The following is a 25,907-nucleotide window of genomic DNA, read 5'->3' as shown; positions in this document are numbered from 1 at the left end:
CCAGTCGACGAATAAACGGTGCAGACTACGTTCATTTATGTCTGCACCCCTATTGAAGGCAACGCGTTTATTTTGGTTAAAACGCTGATAAACCAGTGCTTTCTTGAACACGATATAGCCAATATTTCCATTGGGATTGTTCACCGTAATGAGCGTACGGTAAAGTGTATTGCTGATCTTCTTCGTTATTCCATAAGCGAACGAAGTACTTATCTAGTTGTTGCATCATCTCATGGTCAGTAGATCCTGCAAACATCACGTTTGTTTCTAAGTTGTAGTCATCTAAGTTTCGTCTCGTAAAGTTAGCTGAACCACCAGTAACGACGGCTTGATTACCATTTGTAATGTACATCATTTTTGTATGGTATTGTTCACCGTCCGTATTGTACCAACGAACTTGAATGTTCGAATGGGCTCGCTCAAGTTCATCTGCAACAGGACGGTTGGGTACCCCGTTTTTCTCATGCCCAAACGCTTCGCTATTCCCATCTAAAATCAATCGAACGATGGCGCCTCTTTCTGCAACATCCTTCAATTCATTAATCACATCACGATCGGAGAGATAGAACAAGCCAAGCCAGACTTCGCTTCCTTCACCACTTTCTTGAAGGGTGCGCAAAATTTCCGCTTTAATGGCATACTCTGTGACGACTTTGCCTTGAATGTTTTCGTCTGCTCCCTGATTTGTTGGGTTGGCTTCTAACGTTTCTAGCACGTCTTCTGCTCCAGAGAAACGAGCGACTGCTTTTTCTGTTTCTAATAAATGATGAACAAGTTCCCCTTCTACATAAAAGGCAACGTTTGAATGGTAAGCACTCGCATCGTGAGCGTTTGCGGATGTGACGAGCCCGCTTTGTTCAGTTAGCACGACTTTACGGTGGTTTGCTTTTGAATTAAGCAAATCAAGGTATCCTCGTAGTGTAACGGGCTCGGCTTCCGAGCTAAATGGACTCGGCAAATACCCACCCGCTGGTGTCCCAAACCATTGCATAAACGCACGCCAAGCTCCGGAGTAAATCGGGTTAGAGTCAGGAGCTTTTGACATGTCCGTCCAGACAATATGAATACCCACACTTCTCATAAACTCTATATGTGCTGGTTCACGACTATCATAGAAGCTATTTATGCGATCTGTCGTAACAACAATGGTCATATCAGGGTTTTCTTGTTTCTTTAAAGCTAGTTGAGCACTAAGCCAATTGGAAAGTGTAGGGAAGTCCAGGTCAGCTGGGTATTCATCATTAAAAAGGAACATATCAACGAGAATGAAAGACTCTGCTTCATTGATCATTTCTTCGACTTTCTCAAAAATCACATGGTCATGAACGGTCGCCCCGTTATCCGTAAACGTTTCATCAAGCAAAAGTTGTGCCGAGGATACATCGTGCCACCCACTATCGTAGCTTAATGATTCATCAGGAAAAGGTTTGTAAATGCCATAAATCATAAACACAATGTAAAACGGAAGCAAAAGCAATAGGAATTTGCCAACAGTATATCGTTTAAGGGGTCGCTGTTTTAAGGATCTCAAAACAAAAGCACCTCGTTTCATGGTCTTCAGATCAACTCTTGTGAATTATCTAATAATGTGAAATGCTTGTAGCTAAAAAGGAGTATTAGTGATGACGAAACCAGTAATTGGAGTTACGCCACTTTATGATTATGAAAAGAATAGCTATTGGATGCTTCCAGGATACATGGAAGCCATTGAACTTGCAGGTGGAATCCCTGTCGTCTTACCTTTTATGAATGATCAGGCTTCGATTCAGCAGCTAACGAGTATGTATGACGGTTTTCTATTTACGGGTGGTCACGATGTGAACCCGGCGTTATATGGAGAAGTGAAAAGCAATCTGTGTGGTGAAGTATGTAAAGAGAAAGATGAATTAGAGTATGCGCTATTCCATGAAGTGTTAAACATGAATAAGCCTGCCTTCGGTATTTGTCGTGGTCTACAACTTATGAATGTTGCTTTAGGGGGGAGCCTTTATCAAGATCTACCAACGGACATTGCGCAAGATGAACCCATCCTACATAAGCAAGAGCCACCGTATGATCGTCCAATCCATCAAGTGTCTATTCATCCTAATTCTTCCCTGTATCATATCGTTCAAACGACCACATTGAAGGTTAATAGTTATCATCATCAAGGCATTAAGGACTTAGCAGAAGGCTTTGAACCTTATGCGGTCGCAGATGATGGACTTGTTGAAGCGATTGGTCATCGAGATCACGAATTTGTGCTAGCGGTGCAATGGCATCCTGAATTTCATGTGCAAAGTCCTTCCAGCCAAGCGTTATTCCGTGCTTTTGTGGATCATGCGAAAGTGAACATGCCGGTTTAAAACTTTTCTACACAAAGGTGGAAGCGATCGATGACCGTCTCAGTTTCTAAGCTATCATTCGTGAACGTTATTGGTGTCGTTTGTACATCGATTATTTTCACCGATTGATCTTGAAAGAAAGCGAGATCCCATGCAGGTCGCTCAACTGAACTTAGAGGCTGTTGCCGTGCAATTTCTTCAATGGTATTCGTATTAATTCCTTTAAGGTGTACCGTTTGATGAGGGTCTTCGTACACGTTTGATTTACGAAAATTCGCATAGCGATCATCAAAAAGGTGCAAATAATGGTTGCCATCAAAGTTAAGAAAGCGACCGCCAGGTTTTAATACACGTAACCATTCATCGTATGCTTGTTCCGGTGAAGAAAGGTTCCACGTCACGTTTCTAGTGACAATGAAGTCAAACGTGTCCGAGTCAAATTGCAACGACTGTGCGTCCATAACAGAGAAATCAATTGTTAATCCTTTTGTCACCGCATTTGCGTTGGCATGTTCAATCATCGATTCAGACGTGTCAACACCATAAACCGTATGGCCCATCTCTTGAAGTAAGAGGGCAAGAAAACCAGGTCCACAACCGAGATCGAGACATTTCAACTGCTGACCGGCAGGGATGTAGTGTAGTAAATACTGTTGCCATTTGTGTTTCGTTTCATCGGATAGTTCTTCAACACTCGATTTAGAGTAGCCAAGTGCTCGTTCATCCCAATACGCTGTGATGTTATTCATCGGTGGTCATCCTTTTCTACTATGTAAAATTACTTTGCAGGTTTTGCGCCAAACAAGACAGCAAGCCCTACAATGATGGCAAGAAGTAGCCAATGTTCGAGGGTTGTAAGCTCAATTGAGAAATAACGCAGAATTATAAATGTGAGTAGTGTACTCACTCCAGCTAAAAGTGCAACGACAATTCGTCTAGACATAAAATCACCTAATCCAATCGTTCAGTCAAGCGTATCGTATCATGTACACGTTGAAAAGAGAACGTTCTTAGTTGATCGAGGAATCCCTTGGTCTGAGAAACAGAATAGTCCAGGTGGTTTATGTGGGGATTTTAATAAATTTTGGTCAATTTAAGCGTGAAATTCTACCATAAAACCAGTTATGTGATGATTTTCATGTTTTATGATGGAATCTTTCTTGTTTTAGTTCGATTAACAGTAAAAGAACGTTGTCGAGGGAGACAACGTTCTTTTTGAGTACTTACTTTGCCGTTACGCCGCCATCTACGGGCAGTTCAATACCGGTGATGTGATTCGCTTCATCAGAAGCGAGGAAGAGGACGGCATTTGCGACTTCTTCAGCATTTCCAAGTTGCGGTAATGCGACTTGCGTTAAGAAATAATCTTTATATTGTTCCATAGAAGGGGCGCTCATCGGTGTAACGATGTACCCTGGATGAACGGAATTAACCCGAATGTTCTTCTTTCCATAATCAACAGCTGCAGCCTTTGTAATTGAGCGAACAGCCCCTTTGGATGCTGTGTACGCTCCAGCGCCAGCCATTCCGGTTAATGCAGAGATGGATGAAATGTTCACGATTGAACCACCATCCTCTTCCATTAGTGGAAGGGCTTGTTGCATTCCGAACATGACGCCGTTGATGTTAATTCCGTACGTTCTTGACCAATCTTCTTCCGTTTGTTGCTCAAAAGGAGTTGGTAATGAAATTCCTGCGTTATTAACGAGAATATCAAGTCGTCCAAATTGATCCTTAACATCAGCCATGATCTGCTTCCAATCTTCATGTGAAGCGACGTTATGTTTATAAGCAGTAGCTTGTCCACCTGCTGCAGTGATTGTTTTTACAACTTGTTGTACAGCTTCTTCATTAATGTCTGTGGCAATGACTGTTGCACCTTCTTTAGCAAAACGAAGGGCTTCTGCTTCACCCATTCCGCTACCGGCACCTGTAATCAAAGCAATTTTATTTTGAAGTCTCATTTGAAACAGCCTCCCTATTTACAATTGTGATAGCCCGACTATCATTTTTAATTATACCCTTTGCTTTCCCTGCAGGCAATAATTTTGTACTCTACAATAAGGTATCGTTTGTAGTAAAGGAGATTATTATGACCACTAACGGAAAACGCATGCAAAATAAAACGAGACGTTATGAAAGCATCGTTCAAGCGGCTGAGCAGCTTTTTCTTGAGCGAGGGTTTGATCGAGTGCAAATGCAAGAAGTTGCCGATAAAGCAGATATAGGCGTTGCAACGTTATTTCGTTACTTTCCGAAGAAAGATCGCTTAATTGTTGCTGTTGCAAGTTACAACCTTGAAAAGCACATTCACTCGTTTGAGTTCGTTGTGAACCAACAGACGACAGCTTTCGAGCGACTCGTAAAGATTTTTGACTTATTAACGATTCGAGAAGATGATACACTCACTCAGAGTGCAACGTTTCGTGAAGCATTTGAAAGCTATGCCTCGTTCTCAGACGAGCCTCTCGACACGATTGAGGAGTATATAGAGACGCAAAAACGCATCGCCGACCTCGTTATGCATCTTGTTGACGACGGGACAGAAGACGGTTCTTTTCGCCGTGACATTCCGATAAAAGAGGCGATAATCACTGCGGTTAATAGTTATGGAACGTTCGGAAGCAACATTACATTAAAGTCACCCATTACGTTTTCAGAAGAAGACATTGCCCCACACAAGCAACAAGAAATGCTCAAAGAGATGATACTTTCTTATGTATGTAGCGATTCATCCCCAATTTAGCCGACAGGATCAGGTTCCTGTCGGTTTTTTACGTGTTTTTCTCTGGCAAAACGGGAATCATAAACTGTGCTTGTGTTGATTTTGTGAAAGTAGGTTGTTTTATGCTTAAAAACTATGTATTTCTCGTTACCGGAATTTTATTTTTCTCTTTATCTGTCACGTTGTTTGCGATGCCGAACAATCTTGCTGAGGGGGGAGTTCCAGGGTTGGCGCTTTTGCTTTATCATGGTTTCGGTCTCTCACCAGCGCTCGTAACGCTCGTTGCAAATGGAGTCACGCTATTAATTGGCTATCGCTATTTACCAAGGGATATGATTATTAAATCGCTTGTCACAATCCCGCTTTTCTCTTTATTCATTTACATATTTGAAGGTACAGGTCAGAGCATTCCGGATCCTATGCTTGCGGCGTTGTTCACAGGTCTCTTTTCTGGAATCGGTTTTGGATTTATCTTTCGATCTGGAAGTACGACTGGAGGCACCTCCACGATTGCTCGTATGCTCAATTACAAGTTCGGCTGGGAACTAACGGGGACGAATTTCGTATTAGATGCGCTCATTGTACTTTCAGGGGTATTTATTATCGGACCGTTAATGACGATGTATACGGTACTTGCATTGTTCGTCGGAAAAAAAGTGACAGACTATGTGCTTGAAGGCTTTGAGTCAAAGAAGGTTGTTCACATTTTCACGCCGAAAACGGTGGAAGTTGCGGAAGCGATACGGACAAGCCTCGGATCGCATACGACAATTTTGAAAGGGACGAACGACCATGATAATTCAGAAGAAAACTTAATCTATGTTGCCATTCCTAAGCAACGTCTGTTTTACTTAAAGAAAATCGTTCGACAAGTGGATGAGAACGCGTTTACCGTCGTGCACACGGTTAAAGATGTGAGTGGGGGGAGTTTTAATGAAGCGCATGACCCTTCACAGAAAACGTTTCAAACGGATCAAAAAGAACAACGATATTATGAAAAACAAGCGGGTCGAACGAACGTCTTTAAAGGGCGCTAGAGTTTCACTTGTTTTAGGTGGAGGTGCAATATGAAACAAGCCATATTCGTATTATTCGGGACGGCGCTTTGTGCGCTCTCTGTCACGGTGTTTGCCATGCCAAACCAAATCGCCGATGGCGGGATTTTGGGGATTGCTTTACTTTTGTTTTACGCATTTGGATGGTCCCCAGGTGTGATCACATTTATTTCATTTATCTTGCTACAACTGGTGAGCTATAAGTTTTTACCGCGTAACATGTTCATGAAGACGATGATTAACGTTCCGCTGCTATCATTATTTATTTTTATAACAGAGGGAATGGTAACAACCCCACTTGGTGATCCTTTAGTTGCTGCGATATTTGCCGGGCTCACGATGGGGATCGGATTCGGATTTATCATTCAAGCAGGAAGCTCAATTGGCGGTACGTCAACGATTGCCAGGTTACTCGCCCAACGTTACGAGTGGAATGTAATTTTAACGACGTTTATTATGGATGCAGTCATTGTGTTTGCCGGTGTGTTCATTATTGGACCGTTGTATACACTCTACACGATCATTGCTTTGTTTATCGGTAAAGTTGCAAGTGACTACGTGATTGGTGGTTTTGATGCGAAGAAAGCTGTCACGATTGTTTCACCAGAGTATCGTGAAATTGCAAAGCGTGTTACCGTCAATATGACTTCAAGTGCGACGTATTTCAACGGTTCAGGGACGTTTACAGAAAAGGAACATTACATTTTGTATGTCGTTGTACCGAGTTACCGATTGCTCATGTTAAAGCGCCTGATCCGAGAAGTGGATCCGAATTCATTTGTTGTCGTTCACAACGTGAAAGACGTGTCAGGCGGAACTTTCTTCGCCCCACCCGTCGAGACGACAGAGGAAGAAATCGAGGAAGAAGTCGAAGCACTAAGCGAAGACGAGAACAACGAAGAAAACCGAACAACTCAAGGGGACAGTCCCCCAGTAGTGTAAAGCGTTACCGAGTTGGACAGTCCCCCGGTAGTGTAACGCATCACCGCGCTGGGGGTCTGTCCCCGCGCGAATGTAAATTGTTTCAATTTTTTGTTTAGTGTTCGTTAATTCTATTGTATCTAGGGGGGAATTTTTGTACTGTGAAGAAGACCCCTTTAGATCTATATAAAAATCCCACATGCCCTTTGGGTAAAGGAAGACAGCCTCTTTGGTACGAGAGGCTGTTTTTCTTTGTGTTTACATGATGCGTCATCTATAATTGAATGACACGTCATGTAAAAGGGAGCGAGACCAATTGAACGTACATCTTATGCACACAGGTAAAGTGCAAATTGACCAAGCGTTAGCACTCAAAGAAAAGGGGTGGCATCCAGCACCGTATACCGGTTGGTTGAGAAGTTCAAAGAGGAAGATATGGGTACCTGTTTCTACATACTTAATTGAACATCAAAAAGGCCTATTACTACTTGATACGGGGTGGCATGAAGAAATCCGAACGAATCAGCGAAAACATTTAGGCACGTTAGCACATTCTATGTTTAAGGGTTTCTTGCCAGAAGGTGAGTCAATTCGAGAGTTACTGCAAACTCGAGGATACCGTGCGGAAGACCTCGACTACGTACTGCTTAGTCATCTTGATGCAGACCATGTTAGCGGTCTAAACCATGTGCAGGGCGCATCGTCCATCCTCGTTAGTAGAGAAGAGTGGGCGGCTGCGAATCGAGGAATGCGTTATAATAAAACGATGTGGAAAGGCGCATCGCTCATTACGTTTGATTTTGAAGAGAGTGGTCTAGGACCTGTCGATAGAAGTTATGATCTGTTTGGTGACGGCAGTGTTACACTCATCCATACGCCGGGTCATAGCCGAGGCATGTTCAGCGTTTTACTGAAAACGAGTCGTGCATCGATGCTGCTCGTGAATGATACAGGCTATTGTCCTCAGTCGTGGGAAGAATTAGTCGTACCGGGGATTACGGTCGATGATCAGCAAGCAAAACAGTCATTGCGCTGGGTTCAACAACAAGCAAGTCAAGTCGATTATGTATTTGCAAATCACGACCCTACTATAAAGCCGATGACGATAACGTTGTAACGAAAGTGAGGGATTCGGTGTATTATCAACAAGAAGAACAATTTCGTTATCATATTTTAGCGATGCAACGGGCGGGCAATCGTGAACTAACTGTTCAATTGAAAGAATTAGATTTAACACCATCTCAAGCAGAAGTACTGACCGTGTTAAATGAACGCTCAATGCTCACACTAAAAGAAATTGGACAACATTTAATTTGTGAAACGGGCAGTCCTTCACGATTGGTAAACACGTTAGTGAAAAACGGGCTCGTTGAAGGCAAGACCGATGAACAAGATCAAAGGGCAAGAAGATATCGTCTTAGCAATCAAGGAAAACAAAAATGCACAGCGGTAAAACAGATTGAAGACCGGTTGTATAAACACATTCAATCAATTTACACAGAAGAAGAGTTGAAGATCTTGAATCAATTATTTACAAAATACATTGAGCAGACCGATTTTCATTCTGTCTTTAGAAAACGTTCGTTATATGAGGGTGACCCCGATTCGGGGGAATTATGATTTTAGCTACACTGTTACAAATCATTAGTTGGTGTTGTCTTTTATTAAGTGTGTATTTTTTCTTTCTGTTGTTGGCATATCCAGACGTAGCACTTTTACCATTCATCGCATTTTTTATGCTCGGCTTACTATCTCGCATCATCGTAAAGATCATTAAAAACGCAAAACATCGAGAGAGGCCTTAATGGGGGTCTCTCTCGATTTGAATTGTACTTTTAGCAATGTGTAGGGAATCATGAACGTACGTTTTTGCTTTATGGAGGACGTCGTCGTGAGTTGAGGGTTGATCTGAGTTGATTTTTAAATGGACGGTTAGTTTCTCGATTCCAGAAGTAATTGTCCAAATGTGCAAATCACTAACCGTTGCAACCCCTTCAATCGAAAGCAATTCATTCTTAATCTCGCCGACATCAAGGTGAGCTGGCGTTCCTTCAAGCAGAACGTGGACGGTATCTTTTAATAATCGAAATGCTGATAGAGAAATCATCAGAGCTATAACAATACTTAAGATTGGGTCTGCGAAGTACCACCCTGTCGTTAAAATAATAATTCCAGCTACGACCGCAGCGACCGAACCGAGTGTGTCTGACAATACATGCAAATAAGCTCCGCGCATATTTAAGTTGTTTTTCACATCGCCACGCATTAAAACAAACAATGCAACAACGTTTGCAATGAGACCGATAAAAGCAATAACGATCATTGCACCACCCATTACGGCTTGTGGTTCAATAAAACGTTGTATTGCTTCACGGATAATGAAAAATGCAATTACGAGGAGCATGACACTATTTAAAAGTGATGAGAGCACTTCATAACGATGGTTACCAAACGTTCGTGTTGCCGTTGCCGCTTTACTGGCAAGTACGATCGCAAAGAAGCTGATAAGTAAATTGGAGAAATCGTTGAACATGTGCACGGCATCAGCAAGTAAAGCCAAGCTTCCCGTCCAAAGTCCTCCGAAAAGTTGAATGATCATCCAACTACCAATTATGATCATGGCATAGACTAAGTTTTTCTTATTTGCCTCACCGGTGGCATGATGATGGTGGTGATGTCCGTGATGATGATGGTGTCCCATGAGTGTACTCCTTTCTATCTGTCTTATATGATCATGTGTGCATATAATGTGTGTTAAGAAACGACGCAGATGGGAAAGTTCTTAATCGTGCGTCGCGTGTTGAATCGTTTTTTCTAGAATTTTTAACACATGTTCATCTTCGGGTGAGTAATAAATCGACGTCCCTGCCCGTCGTGATTTTACGAGACGGAGGTTTTTTAGAAAGCGTAGTTGATGCGAAACCGTTGATTGGCCAAGTGATAAATGCTCCACAATTTCTCCGACCGAACATTCCTTTTCCGCTAACAAATGCAAGATTCTTATTCTCGTCGGGTCGCCGAGTGCTTTAAATGTTTGAGATACGATAAATAGTGTTTCCTCATCGAGGTCTATGTATGAATGTTCCATGAACCCACTCCCTTTATATGAGCATATGCTCATATTATCATTATAAGAATAGAGGTTCAAGAGCAAATTCAGGGGACAGTCCCCCGGCGCTTTAAACGCAGTGGGGGGCTGTCCCCGGAGGTTATGAGGGCATTGCTTGAATGAGTTGCTTGGCAGAGGTTGTCCAACCGAAAATGCCACCTTGTTGTGTAATCATATGCAATGCAGAGTGATGATCTTGGAGGTCGAATGCAGCTGTACCATCAGTAATAATAAGACAATTAAACCCTCGATCATTGGCTTCTCTAACGGTAGAATGTACGCATACATGGGTTGTCACTCCGGTTACTATAAGGTGAGTTATGTTATTGTCTCTTAGGGTTTCTTTAAGGTTTGTATTATAGAAGGCACCTTTCCCAGGCTTTTGTATCACCCATTCAGATTCAATAGGTTTGAGTTTGTCGATGATCTCGTTCCCATATTCCCCAGCGATGAGAAGACGACCTAAAGGACCCTCACTCCCTATTTCGGCACCTTGTAAACGACTACGCTCTAATTTAGATTGGTTACAGTCAGAAAGATCAGGAGAATGTCCTTCTTTGGTGTGGATTACCATTCCATTTAGTCTTCTGTAGCTTTGTAAGATTGCTTGAATGGGTTCGATACAAGACTGGATATTTGCTAGAGAGTTTCCCAACCTTTCTCCAAAACCTCCGGGCAACAAAAAATCATTTTGCATATCGATGATTAGTAGTGCAGACTTTTCAAACTCAAACTGGATTGAGTGGGGCTCGCTTTTCTTTACAACAATTTCAGACACTCGTTTCAGACTCTACAAGTACGGTATCAAAGAAAGAGTTATCTGTTGTGGTGTCTTCTACAGGCAGAAAAACGCTTATTTGTTCTGATGGTTTATTTCCAACGTTTCTAACTGAGTGAACGACTTCTTTTGGAATAATAAAGGTGTCTCCTGCTTGATAAGGCACCCATTCACCATTTTTTAAAAGCTCAACTTCACCTGTTGTAATATGAATCACTTCTGCAACACTGTGATAATGTGGAACAACTTGCCCGCCGGGCTTTAAATGTTCTCGTAAAATAGAACTAACATTGACTTGAATGTTGTTAGCTTCTTCTGCAGAAAAAATTTCTTGATTGTACACGTCGATATGTTCTGTGAATTTGTTCCACTCTAGTGATTCATAAGTGTTTACTGATGCTTGTTTCATAGACTTATTGCCTCCTGTTTATTGGAATTTAATGCTTTTAAGACATGATCAGAATGACTTATACTGCCAAAAACCCCACCTTGCATTTTGACCATATCAATAGCCGCATCATGATTGGATTTTTTGGTAGCACCTGTGCAATCTTCTAAAATGAGACACTCAAATCCTCGATCATTGGCTTCGCGCATCGTTGTGTGGACACAAACATCTGTCGTAATTCCTGTTAATATTAAATTTTTTATGCCACGGGTACGTAACACTAAATCAAGGTCTGTAGCATAAAAGCTTCCTTTACCAGGTTTATCGATAATTATTTCGCCTTGTAGAGGTTCAAGTTCTGGGATAATTCCCCAGCCTTTCTCACCTCGAACGAGAATTTTTCCTGCCGGTCCATGACTTCCGATTTCTGCTCCAATGTTTTTGCTTCTCCAACGTTTATTGTCGGGTAAGTCAGATAAATCTGGGCGGTGACCTTCACGAGTGTGAATAATCGTTAAGTCTTGTTCTCGATAAGCAGATAGCAAGCTTTTAATTGGTTGAATTGCTTTTCTTGTAAGAGAAAGATCATAGCCCATACGGTCAACATAACCACCTTCTCCACAAAAATCAATTTGCATATCAATAATAATGAGAGCCGTTTCTTCGAATGATAATTGACCATGATACGGCCAATTGTAGGGTTGAGCGTCGATGGTCATGTTCACCCTCCTAATTGCTTTAGTTCTTGTAAAATAACTTGCTTTGTATTCATTAAATGTCGGTATAACAAGTCAACAGATTGCGCTGCTTCTTTACGGTAGACTAAATAAATTAACTCAAGATGTTCCTTGTGAGAAATATCCAGAGTATGGTCAGTAGAACGTGAAACAACATAAAGGTGCATGTAGGCTTCAACTGATGACCATAAATTCTCTAAAGTTGACTGTAAGATTTTCGAATTTGCATATCGATATAATTGTAAGTGAAATTGTTTGTTAAGCTTTTGCCATTCTGCAGGTTGGTGACGCATACGATCCATGGCTGCAACAGTATTTAGCAATTCATCTTTCTCCTGATCACCAATATTGAACATGGCTTTTTCTACAGCCATAGCTTCAAGCTTGAATCGCATTTGAAAAATGTCCTCAACTTCTGAAGCTGTCAATTTTTTAATACGGATTGTTTTTTTATTGATAGTGATAAGGTCTTGAACGTGTAAGCGTGTCATCGCTTCACGTACAGGCATCATACTTACATTGTAATTCTGCGCGACTTTTCGAAATGATAGTTTCTCTCCAGGTGTTAAGACACCGGTAATAATATCTTCTTTAAGTTTCGAGTAGATTTCATCGGATTTTCTTTTACTTATCTTTTCCATGCCCACTCCTTTTTGTGATCACATTTTAGTTAGTTTATAGTCAGTTTTATAGGTTCTCAATTGATTTGTGACATTCTCTAACATGGTTTTTGGTAATAGCTTGTAGTCTAATCAGTAGTAAAATAAAAAAACTGTTAGACAAACTTACACAATTAAACAGAAGAATTAATGAAGGTGCTATAGTCAGTCTCATAAATTTTGTGATCACAAAATAGGAGGCTACAATGGCTGCAAAAGTAGAAGAAAGACATGATCAAGCAGTTCCGAAAGACCAACGTGAACCGCTGTACAAACCGTCACTCATATGGCTTGGCTTTGCTGTAAGTTTCATGAGTTTTTGGGTTGGAGGAGAAATTGAACAAGCCCTAGGGATGCCGAATGCACTTTTTGCTATTCTTGCAGGAAGCATTGTGCTAGTCATTTTTTCAAGTTTTATTGCAGTTATTGCAGCCCGGACAGGTTTTTCTTTTCCTATGATGGTAAAAGCAACTTTCGGGGTTAAAGGGGCATGGATTCCAATATTAATTATGGCGCTCATCGTAAACGGCTGGTTTGCATATCAACCTTGGTTAATGGCAGATCTTATTGGAGTGCTTTGGAATGGCAATACTTTTATATGGGGGCTTTTATTTGGATTGTTATTCTTATTATCAGCCTTGTCTTATCGACTTATGTTGTATCTGCGTTATTTAGCTTTACCGGCAATCGCATTGCTTGCGCTTTACTTAATTTTTGTCATTGTTGTACCTGCCGGAGCGGATGCTTGGACGAGTACACCAGCAGTAGAACAACCATTTAGTGTTGGGATGAGTATAGCGCTAGGGTTGTTTATTGTTAGTGGTACGATGACAGGTGATATAGTTCGTTATGCCAAAAATAGTCGACATGCAATTATAGTTACATGCATTGCGTTTTTCTTAGGAAATTGTGGTGCTTTATCTTTAGGAGCGCTCGCAAGTTCGGCAGCCCCTGGAATTGATACGTATTTCGGTATGACAGCGATACTTGGTGGAGTTCCAGTTGTAATTGCAGTTTGTCTGAGTAACTGGTCGACGTCGGATAGTTGTCTGTATAATGCAACAATGGGTTATGCGAATTTGAGTAGCAAAATAAAATGGAAGCATGCTGTGGTTTTCGGTGGAGTGCTCGGGGCGTTTGTTGCTGCTACGGGTGTTATATCTAATTTACAAGCATGGATGGATTTATTAGGAATCATCGTACCGCCGATTGGTGCTGTTATTATTGCAGAGTATTATCTAAATGCTCGAGTAACAGCTTCATACGATCCAATGCGTTCGGGAGTTAATGTCGCAGCATTAAGTTCTGCAGGTGCAGGAGCAGTATTGTCATTTCTTTCACTTCAGTTTTATCCATTTATACCAAATGCGGTTGTAGGGATCGTTTCTGCGTTCTTCATTTACGCATTATATTCTAAGGTAACGTTAACAAAAGCAATTCCAGACGGGGACAGTCCCCCGGCGCTTTAACGCAGTGGGGGACTGTCCCCGGAGACTTCCTCCGCAAGTATTTGAAGCCCTGCTCGTAGTTGCTCGTTAGTACAGTAAGCGAATGAAATTCGTAGACTATAGAGGTCTCGAGGATTGTACACATAACCAGGGTTGATTAAGACGTTACGTTTGAGCAATCGAAGAAAGAGCGATTTGGTCACGATTGGCTCTTTAAATGTTACCCAGATGTAGAATCCTCCTTTTGGACTTTGCCAATGTGCAATGTGGGATAAGTAGGTCATCAATACATGTTCTGTGTAATCGGCTCGCTTTTTAAGCTCTCTGCGTAGTTGTTGAATATGATCGTCATAGTCATCCGATGAAAGCAGCCTTGTTACGATGTGTTGTGAAAGTGCGTTACTACCATAATCAAGCTGCATCTTCACATCAGCGAGACGCTCGATAACTGGTGTTGGTGCAACTACCCAGCCGATGCGTAATCCTGGGCTTACAGTCTTTGAAACACTACTTATATAGATAACTTGGCCAGTAGTGTCCATGGATTTTAATGCTTTTGGAGACGATTCAAATGAAAGGTCATGATACACATCGTCTTCAATGATCGGAATTCCTCGTTTGCTTGCATCTTGAAGAAGTTGTATGCGTTCATGTTCATTCATCGTTTGCCCAGTAGGATTATTTAACGTTGGAACTGTGTATAAAATCCCTTTCTTTAACCGATTTATAGGGGTTTCTAAAGGTGTCGCCTGCAACGACGGAATTGAAGGAATGTAAGAAGGGGCATCAAAATAAAGATGAGAGCCTTGCTCTAACAATCCTAATGAAATGAGCTGTAATGCTTGCAGCGCTCCAGAAACAATTAAAATCCCGTCTTTAGACGTTTCAATCCCACGCTTTTTTAATCTCTGAACGATTGCTTCACGCAATGCTTCATTTCCTTTTGGTTCTGAATAGCCCAAGTCAATGTTTGTTAAGTAAGAGGTATGCATCAGTCGTTGTAATTGTGCTGTGGGAATTAGTTCAGGTGACAATTCCCCTGTTCCAAGACGGATGACATGTTTCTTTGTTTCATACTCGTTAATGAGTTGAATCGTATGTACATTGGCTTCTACATGTGAATTTGTCATGCGACCACGCCAATCCACTGGTCGATTGTGATAAATGGTTGAAAACGGTTGCTTAACAAAAACACCACTTCCTTGACGACTTTCTAATACGTCTTCAGCTTTCAATTCATCAAGAGCTTCGACTACGGTCGATCGGTTAACATGAAGCAATTCTGCGAGTGCCCGTTGTGAGGGCAGTTTTGTACCTGCTGGCCATTCATTCTGATCTATTTTTCTTAGAATCCAAGCCATCAATTGTTCAACAAGAGTTTTACTTGAATGTTTTGATATCTTCTCGCTCATCGTTATCTCCTCAAAAGAATTGGTTGGCTAAATACACTTGGAATTGGTCCTACAGTTCATGGTAGGAACAAGTTACTGTTAAGTCAAAAGGGGGTGGCATGAGTTGCTACAAGCGTTTCTGCACGGACTTATATTATCAATTGGATTGATCTTGCCAATGGGTCCACAAAATTTATTTATATTTAGCCAAGGTGCAAATCAACCTCGATTTAAACAAGCCATACCTGTCGTTGTAACCGCTGGGATTTGTGACTTGATTTTAATTAGTCTAGCGATCATAGGAATATCTGTGATGATTATGGCTATTCCGATTTTACAAGGATTATTGTATCTCGTAGGGTTTGTCTTTCTACTTCTAATTGGAAGATCGATCTGGCGTACTCCACGTGTGAAAGATCAAGAAGTGAAGGCGTTATCCAAGCGTAAACAAATCACCTTTGCCATTTCAGTATCGTTATTAAATCCTCACGCCATTATGGACACGGTAGGTGTGATTGGAACGAATGCGGTTGTTTATGAATTATCATCTGAGCGATGGGCATTTTGGTTTTCTTGCGTACTCGTCTCTTGGGTTGCATTTTTTGCCTTAGCTGTTGCCGGACGGTTGCTAAGACGACTCGATCGAAGCGGGAATGCATTACATATCATTCATAAGCTGTCTGCACTGTTCATTTGGGGTGTAGCAATTTACTTGCTCGTTAATGGCTTTCGTGCACTATCGTAACGGGGGACTGTCCCCGACGAGGCCGTGGTTCGTGAATTGGTGGATGAGGGCGGCGATTTGTTCGGGTGTTTCTTGTCTGCCGTTCTCAAGCCAGCGTTCAATGACAGCGATACTTCCGCTAATAACAAGCAAAGGGATGTACTCAGATAGTTTCCCTTTTAGGTGAAGTTCTGCATTGAATTTCTTTAAAATCACGGGCAATAGTAAATCCATGACGCGTTTTTTAAAGTTCATATCTCCATGTGAGCTCAGTAGCACTTCGCATACATCGTACTTCTCTGCAATGTACTGTAGTGCACGTTCTGTCATTTGAAGTGACTCCCGCTCAGTTCCGAAATTAAACTCCGCAAGTGCCTGCTCCATATCAAAGATTACATCTTCACCGATCTTCTCAAGTAAGTCGAAGTGGTTGTCATAATGGCTATAAAACGTCGACCGATTCACATCCGCTGCTTCACAAAGTTCTTTGACAGTAATCGATGTAATCGGTTTTTGTTTGAGTAAATCAACTAAACATTCCTTTAGCGTCGATTGCGTATATTTCTTTCGTCGATCCATTTTCCATCCCCTTATTCAAGAGTTAACCAACAATATAGCATTAATTGTTGGAAAACTAACAAATGTTAAGCAACTGTGTGTTGTTTTCCCAACACTGTGTTTATATAATGATAAAGATATTTTTTGTAACGTCAACAAAAGTAAGGTGGATGGGATGTTTAACGAGAAGATTATACAACATCGTCGGGCGATCGTAATTGTGTTTGCGATTCTAACTGTATTGTCAGTAATCGCACAATTTTTTGTGTCGGTCAATTACAATATGGCAGATTACATGCCAGACGAAGCGCCATCAACGAAGAGCCAAGAAGTAATGGAAGATGAATTCACGGCCTCAATCCCTAATACGAACGTACTCGTGCAAGATGTAACGTTACAAGAAGCGCTTCACTACAATGAACGTTTACATACCATTGAAGGGGTTACCGACGTCATGTGGTTAGATGACGTTTTAGACGTTGTCATCCCCCTTGAATTTATCGATGACAGTATTGTGGAGACGTATTATAAAGATCACGATGCGCTTTACTCACTAACGATTGAGCTTGGTTATGAAGTCGATGCAATCGAAGAGATTTATGAGGTGATTGGAGAGGAAAACGCCGTGTCAGGTGAGGCGGCGAACACCGCAACATCTCAAACGATGGCAACGACTGAAACGGTGTTTGCTGCGTCATTTCTAATCCCAATTATATTGTTGTTTCTTATTGTGTCGACGAAGTCATGGATCGAGCCTGTCTTTTTCTTAACTGCGATTGGTGTCTCAGTCTTAATGAATCTTGGTACGAACATTTTTATCGGCGAAATCTCGTACGTAACCCAGTCCGTAGCACCGATTTTGCAACTAGCGGTGTCTCTAGATTATGCAATCTTTTTACTTCACAATTTCTCTGACGAACTAAGACGAGGTCATAAGCCAGAAACCGCGATGTCAAAAGCGATGAAATCATCGTTTCCGGTCATTACGATGAGCGCACTAACGACGTTTTTCGGGTTTATGACGTTAATGCTGATGGACTTTGAAATTGGTTCAGACCTTGGCTTTAATCTAGTAAAAGGAATTGCCTTTAGCTACCTAGCAGTCATTGTGTTCTTACCGGCATTAACGTTAATCGGTTACCGGTGGATGAAGAAGACTGAGCATCGCAACTTCGTGCCGAGCTTTGAAGGAATCGGCGCTAAAATTCTGAAGCTTAGAATTCCTGCTCTCATTCTCGTTTTAGCGTTAATCGTACCGAGCTTCCTTGCACAAAGCAGTACATCGTTTACGTATGGATTAGGCGAACTGCCACTTGATACTCGTGCAGGTGCCGATGCAAAACAGATTGAAGAAACGTTTGGAGAGTCGACACCGATGGTTGTGCTCGTACCAAACGATGATATTGCAAAAGAAGAAGCCCTTGCCAAGTCATTGGAACAGTTGCCCCATGTGGATTCCGTCATGTCGTATGCAACCGCCGTTGGAAGCTTAATCCCGTCTGAATTTCTTAGTGAACAGGTGACAAGTGATTTCTTCTCGGATAATTACAGTCGGATCATGGTGTTCACCAATGCAGGCGTCGAAGGGGAAGCGGCATTTGAGCTCGTTGAACAAACGAGAGAACTTGCTACTGCCTACTACGGTGACAATGTGTATACGCTTGGGGAAAGTGTCGCGCTCTACGACATGAGAGATGTTGTCACCGACGACAACACGATTGTAATGACGATGACAGTGGCGACGATCGCAATAATTTTAATGATCGCCTTTCGATCTTTTTCAATCCCGATCGTACTTCTCGTAACGATTCAAGCATCGGTATGGATCAATTTATCGATTCCGTATTTTACGAACGATTCGCTCGTATTTATCGGATATTTGATTGTAAGTACGGTTCAACTTGCGGTAACGATTGACTATGCGATCTTAATTATGGAGACGTACAAACATCATCGAACGACAATGCCGAAAGTGCCAGCGATGAAGAAGTCATTAGATGAAAAAGTGTTTCCAGTCACCATTTCAGCAGGGATTTTATCAAGTGTTGGTTTTGTTCTGTGGTTTGTTTCCTCAAATCCAACGGTTGCTTCAATTGGCTTATTACTCGGACGCGGGGCTGCCATTGCCTTTTTACTCGTGATTTTCTTCTTGCCAGCGATCACATTGTTAAGTGATCGCTTTATAAAAAAGACAACGTACCGAGCGAACTTTTATAAGGGGGAAAAAGAATGAAACGAATGCTAGCAGCGTCACTTGCAACAGTGCTTGTTATGCATCCAGCTATCATTATGTCAGCAAGTAGTATTGACGAAGGTGTTACGTCAACGGTTTCTAGCGAAGGTGTTATTGAGCAAAAAGATGAAGTTGTCTATGCGAACCTTCGAGCAGACGGTGTGGCAGAAGAACTTTATATCGTAAATGCCTTACATCTAGAATCACAGGGTAAGGTAACAGATTATGGGGCGTATGATGAAGTAATTAACTTAACGGATACGAGTGCGATTCAACAATCTGCAAACGAAACGATCCAGATTGAAGCAACAGAAGAGACGTTTTATTATCAAGGCAATTTAAAGCAAGACGTTGCGTTACCTTGGGAGTTTGAGATTAGCTATTCATTGAACGGTCAACCCATTGACGGTCAATCGCTCATTGGTGAGAGTGGAGACGTCGAAATACAAATCGATGTAAAACAAAATAAAGATGTAGAACCTGAGTTCTTTGAAAACTATATGATGCAAATTACCGTCCCGTTTTCCAATGCCCAGTTTAGCGACATTCAAGCAGAAGGGGCGACCATTGCTAACGCAGGGCAAGATAAACAAGTGGTGTTTACCGTAATGCCTGAAACAGAAGAAACAGTCACGGTTCAAGCATCAACGTCACAATTTGAATTAGAAGGCATTCAAATGAGTGGTATGCCTTCGTCTGTTGCCATTGATCCGCCTGATACAGAGGAGCTAACCGGTGAGTTCGAATCGTTAACGGGTGCATTAGTGCAGTTGAACGACGGACTCGGTGATGTGCATGCTGGTCTAGTCGAATTTACTGACGGATTACATCAACTGGAATCGGGTTCAAGTGAGTACGCTTCGGGAATTCAAGAAACAGCAAATGCTGGCTCAGAGTTACGAACGGCGTCTTCAGAAATTAACGAAGGGCTTCAAGCTCTTCAAAACGGACTCTCGGGACAATCAGATCTAGAAATCGATATTGATGGGAATATGTTCGGAGCGTTAGAAGAACTAGCTGACGGATTGTCAGAAATTAATGGGGCGCTTTCAACTGTACGTACGGGTTATGATGGCATGAATGATGCACTTAACGCCGCAGTTCAGTCGATTCCAGACGAGGCAATTCTAGAAGAGGAGCTTGGTCAATTAATGCAAGAGAATCCTGATTCACAAGCACTTGGGCAATTGGTTCAATTCTACGAAGGTGCCCAACGTGTAAAGGGAACTTATGCGGAAATTGAAGCTGGACTTTCTTCGACCTCACAAGCGCTTCAAGAACTTGAAGGATCTGTTGAAGACGTGGAGTCAGGACTGCGACAATTCGCAAAGGCTGCTTCAAGTGAGCTTGGAAACATCGATGTAGGAGACGGGCTACAATCGCTAACTGGCGGGATTGATCAATTGGCAAATCAGTATGGAATGTTCCACGAAGGGCTTCGTGATTATACGAGTGGTGTTGAACAATTATCGAGTGCGTATGGTGAGGTGGACAGCGGAATAGCCGAATCTTCTTCGGGTGCCAATGAACTTGCAGCAGGTACGGAAAGCTTATCAAACGGCATGACAGAGTTAACGAATGCGACTGAAGAAATTCCTGAGCAAATGCAAGAAGAAATCGATGAGATGATCTCTCAATATGATAAATCGGATTACGAGGCCATTTCTTTTAGTTCAGAGCAGAACAATGAGTACATCAATAGCGTTCAATTTGTTGTTCATACAGAGAGTTTACACATGCCTGATGATGAACAAGAAGAGGATATTGAAGAAGAGCCGAGCATGTGGCAACGCTTTTTACAATTGTTCGGATTGTAAGGACGAATTCTTTGAATTCGTCTTTTTGACTTGTAAATAAAAGAATAATGAATGACAAGATGCAAGAACGGGAATAGAACTAATGAAAGGAATGATTCATATGTTTCGTAGAATTTTTGCCTCAGTCGTCACAACGGTTGTCATCGCGGTCGTCAACCGTTTAGTGAACAAATTCATTCTTAAAAAGATGTAATAAAAGCCCATGAGAATGGGCTTTTATTATTACTCAATAATAAATAGTGAGACACCGGTGTCAGTTACTGAACGATGAGAGTTCTGTTCATCACTCACATGAAGCGTCTGACCAGCTTCTACTTCTCGGCGTTCGCCGTCTTTTGTTTCCATAATATAAGTTCCTTCAAGAACGTGTATGATGTGACCTTTTTCACACCAATGGTCAGCAATGTAGCCTTTAGAATAAGTAACTTTGGCTAAGGTAATTTTGTTCAATTGAACGGCTTTTCGTGTGCCGTGTCCTTCTGTACCTTGAATGGTCTCTTCGGTAATCGAATCCCAGTCTACGACATCGAAGGGAATTTCTTGAATAATCATTGCGTCACCCCGTCTGAATTTTTTGTTAATAATACAAGTATAAGTTGAACTCGCGCCATTGTCCAAATATAGATGCTAGATAGGCATTCATTCCTAGTTCAAACTGAGGTATTCCTCTACTTTCATCGGTGTCGAATTGTGTTGTGTGAATGCGTACGCTATGGTTGAGTTGGTGATGAAAAAGGGGGCACGTATGCTTCAAGAACGAGACATCAAGAATGTAAAAGAAACGGCTTTTGTATTTAAAGAGTATGGAAGAGAAATTGGTGAGCGTTTCTATGAAACGCTGTTTGAACAACATCCAGAACTGCATAACCTTTTTAATGAAGCGAATCAAAAACGAGGCATTCAACAAAGAGCACTTGTGGATAGTGTGTACAAAGCAGGTATTCACATCGATGAATTAGAATCACTAGGACCAATGATTACACACGTCGCAGAGAAGCACCGAGCGCTAGGTGTGCAACCTGAACATTATGAAGTTGTCGGTACTATTCTTTTGCAAACGGTTCGTGATGTACTCGGTACGAATGTGACAGACGACGTACTCGAGAGCTGGGGGAAAGCCTATGCGGTCATTTCCGCCCAATTCATCGAAGTTGAGCGACAATCGTATGAACAAGTTGCAAATGTTAGAGGTGGTTGGACAGGGAATCGTACATTTTACGTAACCAATCGAGTTCAAGAGACAGCTGAAGTGATCTCTCTTTATATGAAGCCAGTGGATCACGAACCGCTTCCGCCATTTTTACCTGGTCAATATGTGACACTTGAAATGGATTTTGGTGAACAGTCATATGTTCATAAACGCCATTACAGTCTATCTAAAATTTCTGATGGAAATGAATTTCGACTAACAATTCAACACGAACCAGGTGTCGTATCTTCTCAGATCCATAACAATATCGTTATTGGAAGTGAATTGAAGTTAGCAGCGCCAGCTGGCGCATTTACGGTGGTGGACTCACAAAGACCGGCTGTGTTTATAAGCGAAGGGATTGGAGTAACGCCGCTAATTAGTATGCTTCAATCACAAATTGATAAGGATCAAGCGGTCACGTGGATTCATGTGACGAAGAGTCATGATACTCATATTCTAAAAGAGGAAGTAGATGCGATCCTTTCCAAGTCAGGTCAGGCAACCAGGCACATCTTCTACACCGAAACGTCTGTTCAAGATGCCGAACCGTTTGTGAACGAAGGAATGATTGATGCTAGTAGGCTTACGAGTATTGTTCAAAACCTAAACAGCGATGTGTACGTCTGCGGATCAACACCATTTTTACGTGCGATCTCGCAAGCTTTGGAAGAAATCGGCATCCCTAAAGACCAACGTTATTATGAAGGGTTTCGCCCACAAGCGATGTCACTTTAACTATGAGACACAGAAGACATTCTGTGTCTTTTCTATTACACTAAATGAAGTGATTGAAGAGGGGGAATTTAACAATGATCCAGTCGTTAGCGGTATTCTGTGGTTCAAGTAATGGCAAAACGGATGTCTACGCCGAGGCAGCCAGAAATTTCGGCTACGTGCTAGCATCTCAACATAAAACGCTCATTTATGGTGGCGCACAAGTAGGATGTATGGGGGCCATTGCTAATGAAGTGAAAGCCTGTGGTGGAAAGGCAATTGGCGTGATCCCTGAAAAGTTAATATCTGTAGAAATTGCTCATCGTGGATTAGATGAACTACATGTCGTAGAGACGATGCACGAACGTAAAGCAAAGATGGCGGCGTTATCTGACGGATTTGTTGCGTTGCCAGGAGGAGCAGGAACACTTGAAGAGTGGTTTGAAGTGTTTACATGGGCGCAAATCGGCTACCATGAGAAGCCTTTCGGTCTCTTGAATGTTAACCATTTTTATGATCCGTTGCTAGAGATGATTGATCATACAGTAGAGCAAGAGTTTATGAGACAAGAATACAAAGAGATGATTCTCGTTTCTTCCGATGCTGAGGAACTGCTTTATAAGATGGATCGTTATAAAGGTGGTCACGTTTCAAAATGGTAAGAAGTAAACGATGAAAACGAAGAAGATTACGTTACTTGCTGTACTTATGGCTTTGTGTGTTGTCGGCCGCCTCGTTTTTGTTTACATTCCAAACGTTCAACCTGTCAGTGCCATCATTATTATTAGTTCATTTTTTATGGGGCCAGTGTTTGGCATTATTTTGGCAACTGGAAGCGCGATCTTAACGAATCTTTTTTTAGGGACAGGCATTTGGACGGTGTTCCAAATACTAGCGTGGGCGTTCATTGGGATTGTAAGTGGCTTGTTAGGAAAAGCCTTTCCGAATATGAAAATCATTGTGATTGCAATTTTTGGCGCGTTGTTCGGTTATTTGTACGGCCTAATCGTCTCATTGAATATCTTGGTCGTGACCGACTATTTTTGGGCGTACTACCTTGCAGGGTTGCCTTTTGATACGTATCACGCCATCGGAAATGTAGCGTTTATCTTATTGCTATATCCTTTCTTAAAAAAGCTATTATTAGATTATAAAAAACAGAATTATGACTAGTGCATGTATGATAGAATTTCCTAGAGGAGAGGAAAATTATGGGGCAATTTGACGTTATGAAACAAAGTAAGATGCCACAAACGAAAACATCACTCGTTCGTGATTTACGATCACTCGGTGTGTCGAGTGGGATGACAATCATCGTCCATTCATCTCTAAAATCAATTGGATGGGTCGTTGGGGGCGCAGTTACAGTTGTAGCAGCGTTGCAAGAAGTGCTCACAGAAGAAGGCACGTTGATTATGCCAGCTCATAGTGCTGACGTATCAGATCCTCGTGATTGGCAAAATCCTTCTATTCCAAAAGAGTGGATTGAAGAAGTGATGATCGAAATGCCAGCGTTCGATCCTTTACGTACACCTACGTTTATGATGGGTGCAATTCCGGAGGCGTTTCGAACATCACCACACGTAGTGCGAAGCCATCATCCGATGCATTCCTTTTCAGTGTGGGGCAAGAACAGCGCAGAGGTCATTAAACACCACGCTTTGAATCACGGTTTAGGTGAGGTATCACCTTTGTCTTACATTTATGATCAAGACGGATTTGTGCTGATGATTGGGACGGACTATGGAACGAACACATCGATGCATTTAGGAGAGCACCGAGCAGACACACAACAAAGAATCATTGAACGAATGAGTCCAATGATGGAAGACGGTCAAAAAGTCTGGAAAGACTTTCAAGAGCTTGATTATGATGAGGAACGATTCTCAGAGATCGGTGTGAAATTCGAAGAGACACATGTTGTACATACTGGAAACGTTGGTGACGCCGCTTCTAAGCTTTTTTCGCAACGAGCAATCGTTGACTTTACAGCCATAGAATTAGCTAGGTTCGAGGGTTCTGATCAGAATTAATAAATTGACCGCGAATCGGCGCAATGGCAGTTTGAAACTGAATGCGTAATGAGGTGCTTGATTGAAAGTCTGGTCCATCACTCACTTGAAAGTGAATATGTGCCTCACTTGAATTCCCTGAATTACCACAATTTCCGATTTTTTGACCTGCTTTAACAGATTCGCCAACGCGCACGAGAACAGAAAATTGTTGCAAATGGGCAGTGAAACTATATTCGCCATGCTCATGCTCAATCACAACGTAATTACCTAAGGGTTGCTTCTCATTCATCTTACCGACAGGTTTATTATCAGGAACGTGAGTAATCGCCTCAACGACGCGCCCAGGTGCAGAAGCGATCACCGGCTTTCCAAATGCAAGATAGGAGCGGTTTTTAGTTGCAGGTCCATCGTGCGACTTGCGACCATTGTGTTTGATAAAGTCATAGGCGTGACGTTGATGTGGGGAAGTGTAGTGATAATTGACGAGTTCATTATCTCCACCCCAATAGGTAAACCATTTGTCAGTAAAAGGAAGGTAATAGTTGTTTTTTGTCCAAGCGTGATTAGGTTCGACTTTATTCGTTAAGGGAAGGACGTACATGCCTGAGATTGTACCTTCATCTTGGAATAATGCGACGACACCTCGAGTTTTTGATTCATCGATCCAAGAATACTCCGTTTCTTGATCATGAATGAAACGCGATTGTAGTGTAAGCGTCGGTTGTTTTTCGAAAAACGTAGATAAGATCGTATGGAATTCTTGATTTGACACTTTCTTTTTAAAACGGTTACTCGTTTTTTGATAGAGTTGCTCATAGTCTCCTTTTTGAAGACAGTCACGAAAAAAATCAGGGGTCATTCATGCTCATCTCCATTCATCTTTATTAGTCTAGATTATGATCGTAGGATTGTTTTTCGTCAATTTTCGCGGTTCGTTGACAGAGTTGTTCTCAAATCGATCGATTTATACATATTTTTCAATATTATTACAAAACGATGACATGGATTTGCATTTTATAGTAAATATGTTAATTTCAGGACAGAGAGTACATCATTTATGTGCTTTTTTTCATGGGAAATTTTAGCTAAGTACATTTTTTTGCTGAAATTTCACACAAT

The 25,907-nt window shown here is 41.8% G+C and carries 28 protein-coding genes; 14 read left to right on the top strand and 14 right to left on the bottom strand.

The genetic code is table 11. From position 1 onward, the window contains the following. Window positions 1-76: 76 nt before the first annotated feature. Window positions 77-1,531, bottom strand: a complete 1,455-nt coding sequence (locus JOD17_RS10410) for a phospholipase D-like domain-containing protein (protein WP_204697559.1) — start codon at window positions 1,529-1,531, stop codon at window positions 77-79. Between the two features lie 91 nt (window positions 1,532-1,622). On the opposite strand from JOD17_RS10410, the gene JOD17_RS10405 reads away from it, so the two are divergent. Then, window positions 1,623-2,345, top strand: a complete 723-nt coding sequence (locus JOD17_RS10405) for a gamma-glutamyl-gamma-aminobutyrate hydrolase family protein (protein WP_204697557.1) — start codon at window positions 1,623-1,625, stop codon at window positions 2,343-2,345. Here JOD17_RS10405 and JOD17_RS10400 read toward each other — a convergent pair. The 3 genes from JOD17_RS10400 to JOD17_RS10390 all read right to left on the bottom strand — a co-directional run bounded on the left by JOD17_RS10400 (window position 2,342) and on the right by JOD17_RS10390 (window position 4,288). Further along, window positions 2,342-3,073 carry a class I SAM-dependent methyltransferase gene (locus JOD17_RS10400; protein ID WP_204697555.1) on the bottom strand — a complete coding sequence of 244 codons (732 nt, stop codon included), beginning with the start codon at window positions 3,071-3,073 and terminating at the stop codon, window positions 2,342-2,344. The genes JOD17_RS10405 and JOD17_RS10400 overlap by 4 nt on opposite strands. A gap of 29 nt (window positions 3,074-3,102) precedes the next feature. Further along, window positions 3,103-3,267 carry a hypothetical protein gene (locus JOD17_RS10395; RefSeq protein WP_204697553.1) on the bottom strand — a complete coding sequence of 55 codons (165 nt, stop codon included), beginning with the start codon at window positions 3,265-3,267 and terminating at the stop codon, window positions 3,103-3,105. Window positions 3,268-3,547: 280 nt separating this feature from the next. Next, window positions 3,548-4,288 (bottom strand): SDR family NAD(P)-dependent oxidoreductase, encoded by a 741-nt coding sequence (locus tag JOD17_RS10390; RefSeq protein WP_204697551.1) that lies wholly within the window; start codon window positions 4,286-4,288, stop codon window positions 3,548-3,550. Window positions 4,289-4,416: 128 nt separating this feature from the next. Here JOD17_RS10390 and JOD17_RS10385 point away from each other — a divergent pair, with 128 nt between their 5' ends. From JOD17_RS10385 to JOD17_RS10365, 5 genes are all read left to right on the top strand, one after another. Then, a complete protein-coding gene (locus JOD17_RS10385; RefSeq protein ID WP_204697549.1) occupies window positions 4,417-5,070 on the top strand; it encodes a TetR/AcrR family transcriptional regulator in 654 nt (217 codons plus the stop codon). Between the two features lie 101 nt (window positions 5,071-5,171). Next, window positions 5,172-6,086, top strand: a complete 915-nt coding sequence (locus JOD17_RS10380; RefSeq protein ID WP_204697547.1) for a YitT family protein — start codon at window positions 5,172-5,174, stop codon at window positions 6,084-6,086. Window positions 6,087-6,116: 30 nt separating this feature from the next. Continuing rightward, window positions 6,117-7,046, top strand: coding sequence for a YitT family protein (locus tag JOD17_RS10375; protein WP_204697545.1), 930 nt, complete (start codon window positions 6,117-6,119; stop codon window positions 7,044-7,046). Between the two features lie 295 nt (window positions 7,047-7,341). Further along, window positions 7,342-8,142: an N-acyl homoserine lactonase family protein gene (locus JOD17_RS10370; RefSeq protein WP_204697543.1), complete on the top strand. Its 801-nt coding sequence runs from the start codon at window positions 7,342-7,344 to the stop codon at window positions 8,140-8,142. Window positions 8,143-8,159: 17 nt separating this feature from the next. Then, window positions 8,160-8,645 carry a winged helix DNA-binding protein gene (locus tag JOD17_RS10365; protein WP_204697542.1) on the top strand — a complete coding sequence of 162 codons (486 nt, stop codon included), beginning with the start codon at window positions 8,160-8,162 and terminating at the stop codon, window positions 8,643-8,645. A gap of 181 nt (window positions 8,646-8,826) precedes the next feature. On the opposite strand, the gene JOD17_RS10360 is transcribed toward JOD17_RS10365, so the two are convergent. From JOD17_RS10360 to JOD17_RS10335, 6 genes are all read right to left on the bottom strand, one after another. Continuing rightward, a complete protein-coding gene (locus JOD17_RS10360) occupies window positions 8,827-9,726 on the bottom strand; it encodes a cation diffusion facilitator family transporter (RefSeq protein WP_204697541.1) in 900 nt (299 codons plus the stop codon). Window positions 9,727-9,807: 81 nt separating this feature from the next. Next, a complete protein-coding gene (locus JOD17_RS10355; protein WP_169965195.1) occupies window positions 9,808-10,113 on the bottom strand; it encodes an ArsR/SmtB family transcription factor in 306 nt (101 codons plus the stop codon). Between the two features lie 121 nt (window positions 10,114-10,234). Further along, window positions 10,235-10,912, bottom strand: a complete 678-nt coding sequence (locus tag JOD17_RS10350) for an isochorismatase family protein (RefSeq protein ID WP_204697540.1) — start codon at window positions 10,910-10,912, stop codon at window positions 10,235-10,237. Beyond that, entirely contained in the window at window positions 10,905-11,321 is a 417-nt protein-coding gene (locus JOD17_RS10345) for a cupin domain-containing protein (RefSeq protein WP_204697539.1), read from the bottom strand. Before JOD17_RS10345 ends, JOD17_RS10350 begins: the two co-directional genes overlap by 8 nt. Then, window positions 11,318-12,019, bottom strand: a complete 702-nt coding sequence (gene biuH, locus JOD17_RS10340; RefSeq protein WP_204697538.1) for a biuret amidohydrolase — start codon at window positions 12,017-12,019, stop codon at window positions 11,318-11,320. Before biuH ends, JOD17_RS10345 begins: the two co-directional genes overlap by 4 nt. A gap of 2 nt (window positions 12,020-12,021) precedes the next feature. Next, on the bottom strand, window positions 12,022-12,678 hold the full coding sequence (locus tag JOD17_RS10335) for a GntR family transcriptional regulator (protein WP_204697537.1): 657 nt from the start codon (window positions 12,676-12,678) through the stop codon (window positions 12,022-12,024). A 224-nt stretch (window positions 12,679-12,902) separates the two neighbouring features. On the opposite strand from JOD17_RS10335, the gene JOD17_RS10330 reads away from it, so the two are divergent. Beyond that, window positions 12,903-14,165 (top strand): cytosine permease, encoded by a 1,263-nt coding sequence (locus JOD17_RS10330; RefSeq protein ID WP_204697535.1) that lies wholly within the window; start codon window positions 12,903-12,905, stop codon window positions 14,163-14,165. On the opposite strand, the gene JOD17_RS10325 is transcribed toward JOD17_RS10330, so the two are convergent. Next, window positions 14,162-15,556: an aminotransferase-like domain-containing protein gene (locus tag JOD17_RS10325; protein WP_204697533.1), complete on the bottom strand. Its 1,395-nt coding sequence runs from the start codon at window positions 15,554-15,556 to the stop codon at window positions 14,162-14,164. The two genes, JOD17_RS10330 and JOD17_RS10325, sit on opposite strands and share 4 nt — an antisense overlap. A gap of 103 nt (window positions 15,557-15,659) precedes the next feature. Here JOD17_RS10325 and JOD17_RS10320 point away from each other — a divergent pair, with 103 nt between their 5' ends. Beyond that, window positions 15,660-16,280, top strand: a complete 621-nt coding sequence (locus tag JOD17_RS10320; RefSeq protein WP_204697531.1) for a LysE/ArgO family amino acid transporter — start codon at window positions 15,660-15,662, stop codon at window positions 16,278-16,280. On the opposite strand, the gene JOD17_RS10315 is transcribed toward JOD17_RS10320, so the two are convergent. Then, window positions 16,272-16,838 carry a TetR/AcrR family transcriptional regulator gene (locus JOD17_RS10315; protein ID WP_204697528.1) on the bottom strand — a complete coding sequence of 189 codons (567 nt, stop codon included), beginning with the start codon at window positions 16,836-16,838 and terminating at the stop codon, window positions 16,272-16,274. The genes JOD17_RS10320 and JOD17_RS10315 overlap by 9 nt on opposite strands. 154 nt (window positions 16,839-16,992) lie before the next feature. Here JOD17_RS10315 and JOD17_RS10310 point away from each other — a divergent pair, with 154 nt between their 5' ends. Together JOD17_RS10310 and JOD17_RS10305 are read left to right on the top strand one after the other, a co-directional pair. Beyond that, on the top strand, window positions 16,993-19,050 hold the full coding sequence (locus JOD17_RS10310) for an efflux RND transporter permease subunit (RefSeq protein ID WP_204697526.1): 2,058 nt from the start codon (window positions 16,993-16,995) through the stop codon (window positions 19,048-19,050). Continuing rightward, window positions 19,047-20,867: a YhgE/Pip domain-containing protein gene (locus tag JOD17_RS10305; RefSeq protein WP_204697524.1), complete on the top strand. Its 1,821-nt coding sequence runs from the start codon at window positions 19,047-19,049 to the stop codon at window positions 20,865-20,867. Before JOD17_RS10310 ends, JOD17_RS10305 begins: the two co-directional genes overlap by 4 nt. Window positions 20,868-21,089: 222 nt before the next feature. Here JOD17_RS10305 and JOD17_RS10300 read toward each other — a convergent pair whose 3' ends face one another. Further along, on the bottom strand, window positions 21,090-21,419 hold the full coding sequence (locus tag JOD17_RS10300; RefSeq protein ID WP_169965213.1) for a DHCW motif cupin fold protein: 330 nt from the start codon (window positions 21,417-21,419) through the stop codon (window positions 21,090-21,092). Window positions 21,420-21,612: 193 nt separating this feature from the next. Here JOD17_RS10300 and JOD17_RS10295 point away from each other — a divergent pair, with 193 nt between their 5' ends. From JOD17_RS10295 to JOD17_RS10280, 4 genes are all read left to right on the top strand, one after another. After that, on the top strand, window positions 21,613-22,794 hold the full coding sequence (locus tag JOD17_RS10295) for a globin domain-containing protein (protein WP_204697522.1): 1,182 nt from the start codon (window positions 21,613-21,615) through the stop codon (window positions 22,792-22,794). 77 nt (window positions 22,795-22,871) lie between these two features. Next, the gene (locus tag JOD17_RS10290) at window positions 22,872-23,435 is read left to right on the top strand and encodes a TIGR00730 family Rossman fold protein (protein ID WP_204697590.1); all 564 of its coding nucleotides are present in this window, start codon (window positions 22,872-22,874) and stop codon (window positions 23,433-23,435) included. A gap of 10 nt (window positions 23,436-23,445) precedes the next feature. After that, on the top strand, window positions 23,446-23,946 hold the full coding sequence (locus tag JOD17_RS10285; RefSeq protein ID WP_204697520.1) for an ECF transporter S component: 501 nt from the start codon (window positions 23,446-23,448) through the stop codon (window positions 23,944-23,946). Between the two features lie 38 nt (window positions 23,947-23,984). Further along, window positions 23,985-24,806: an AAC(3) family N-acetyltransferase gene (locus JOD17_RS10280; RefSeq protein WP_204697518.1), complete on the top strand. Its 822-nt coding sequence runs from the start codon at window positions 23,985-23,987 to the stop codon at window positions 24,804-24,806. On the opposite strand, the gene JOD17_RS10275 is transcribed toward JOD17_RS10280, so the two are convergent. Next, window positions 24,778-25,647, bottom strand: a complete 870-nt coding sequence (locus JOD17_RS10275) for a M23 family metallopeptidase (RefSeq protein WP_204697516.1) — start codon at window positions 25,645-25,647, stop codon at window positions 24,778-24,780. The genes JOD17_RS10280 and JOD17_RS10275 overlap by 29 nt on opposite strands. Between the last annotated feature and the right edge of the window lie 260 nt (window positions 25,648-25,907).

The organism is Geomicrobium sediminis (assembly GCF_016908595.1).
Lineage (GTDB): Bacteria > Bacillota > Bacilli > Bacillales > Marinococcaceae > Geomicrobium_A > Geomicrobium_A sediminis.
This window is presented reverse-complemented; position numbering and strand designations above follow the sequence as displayed.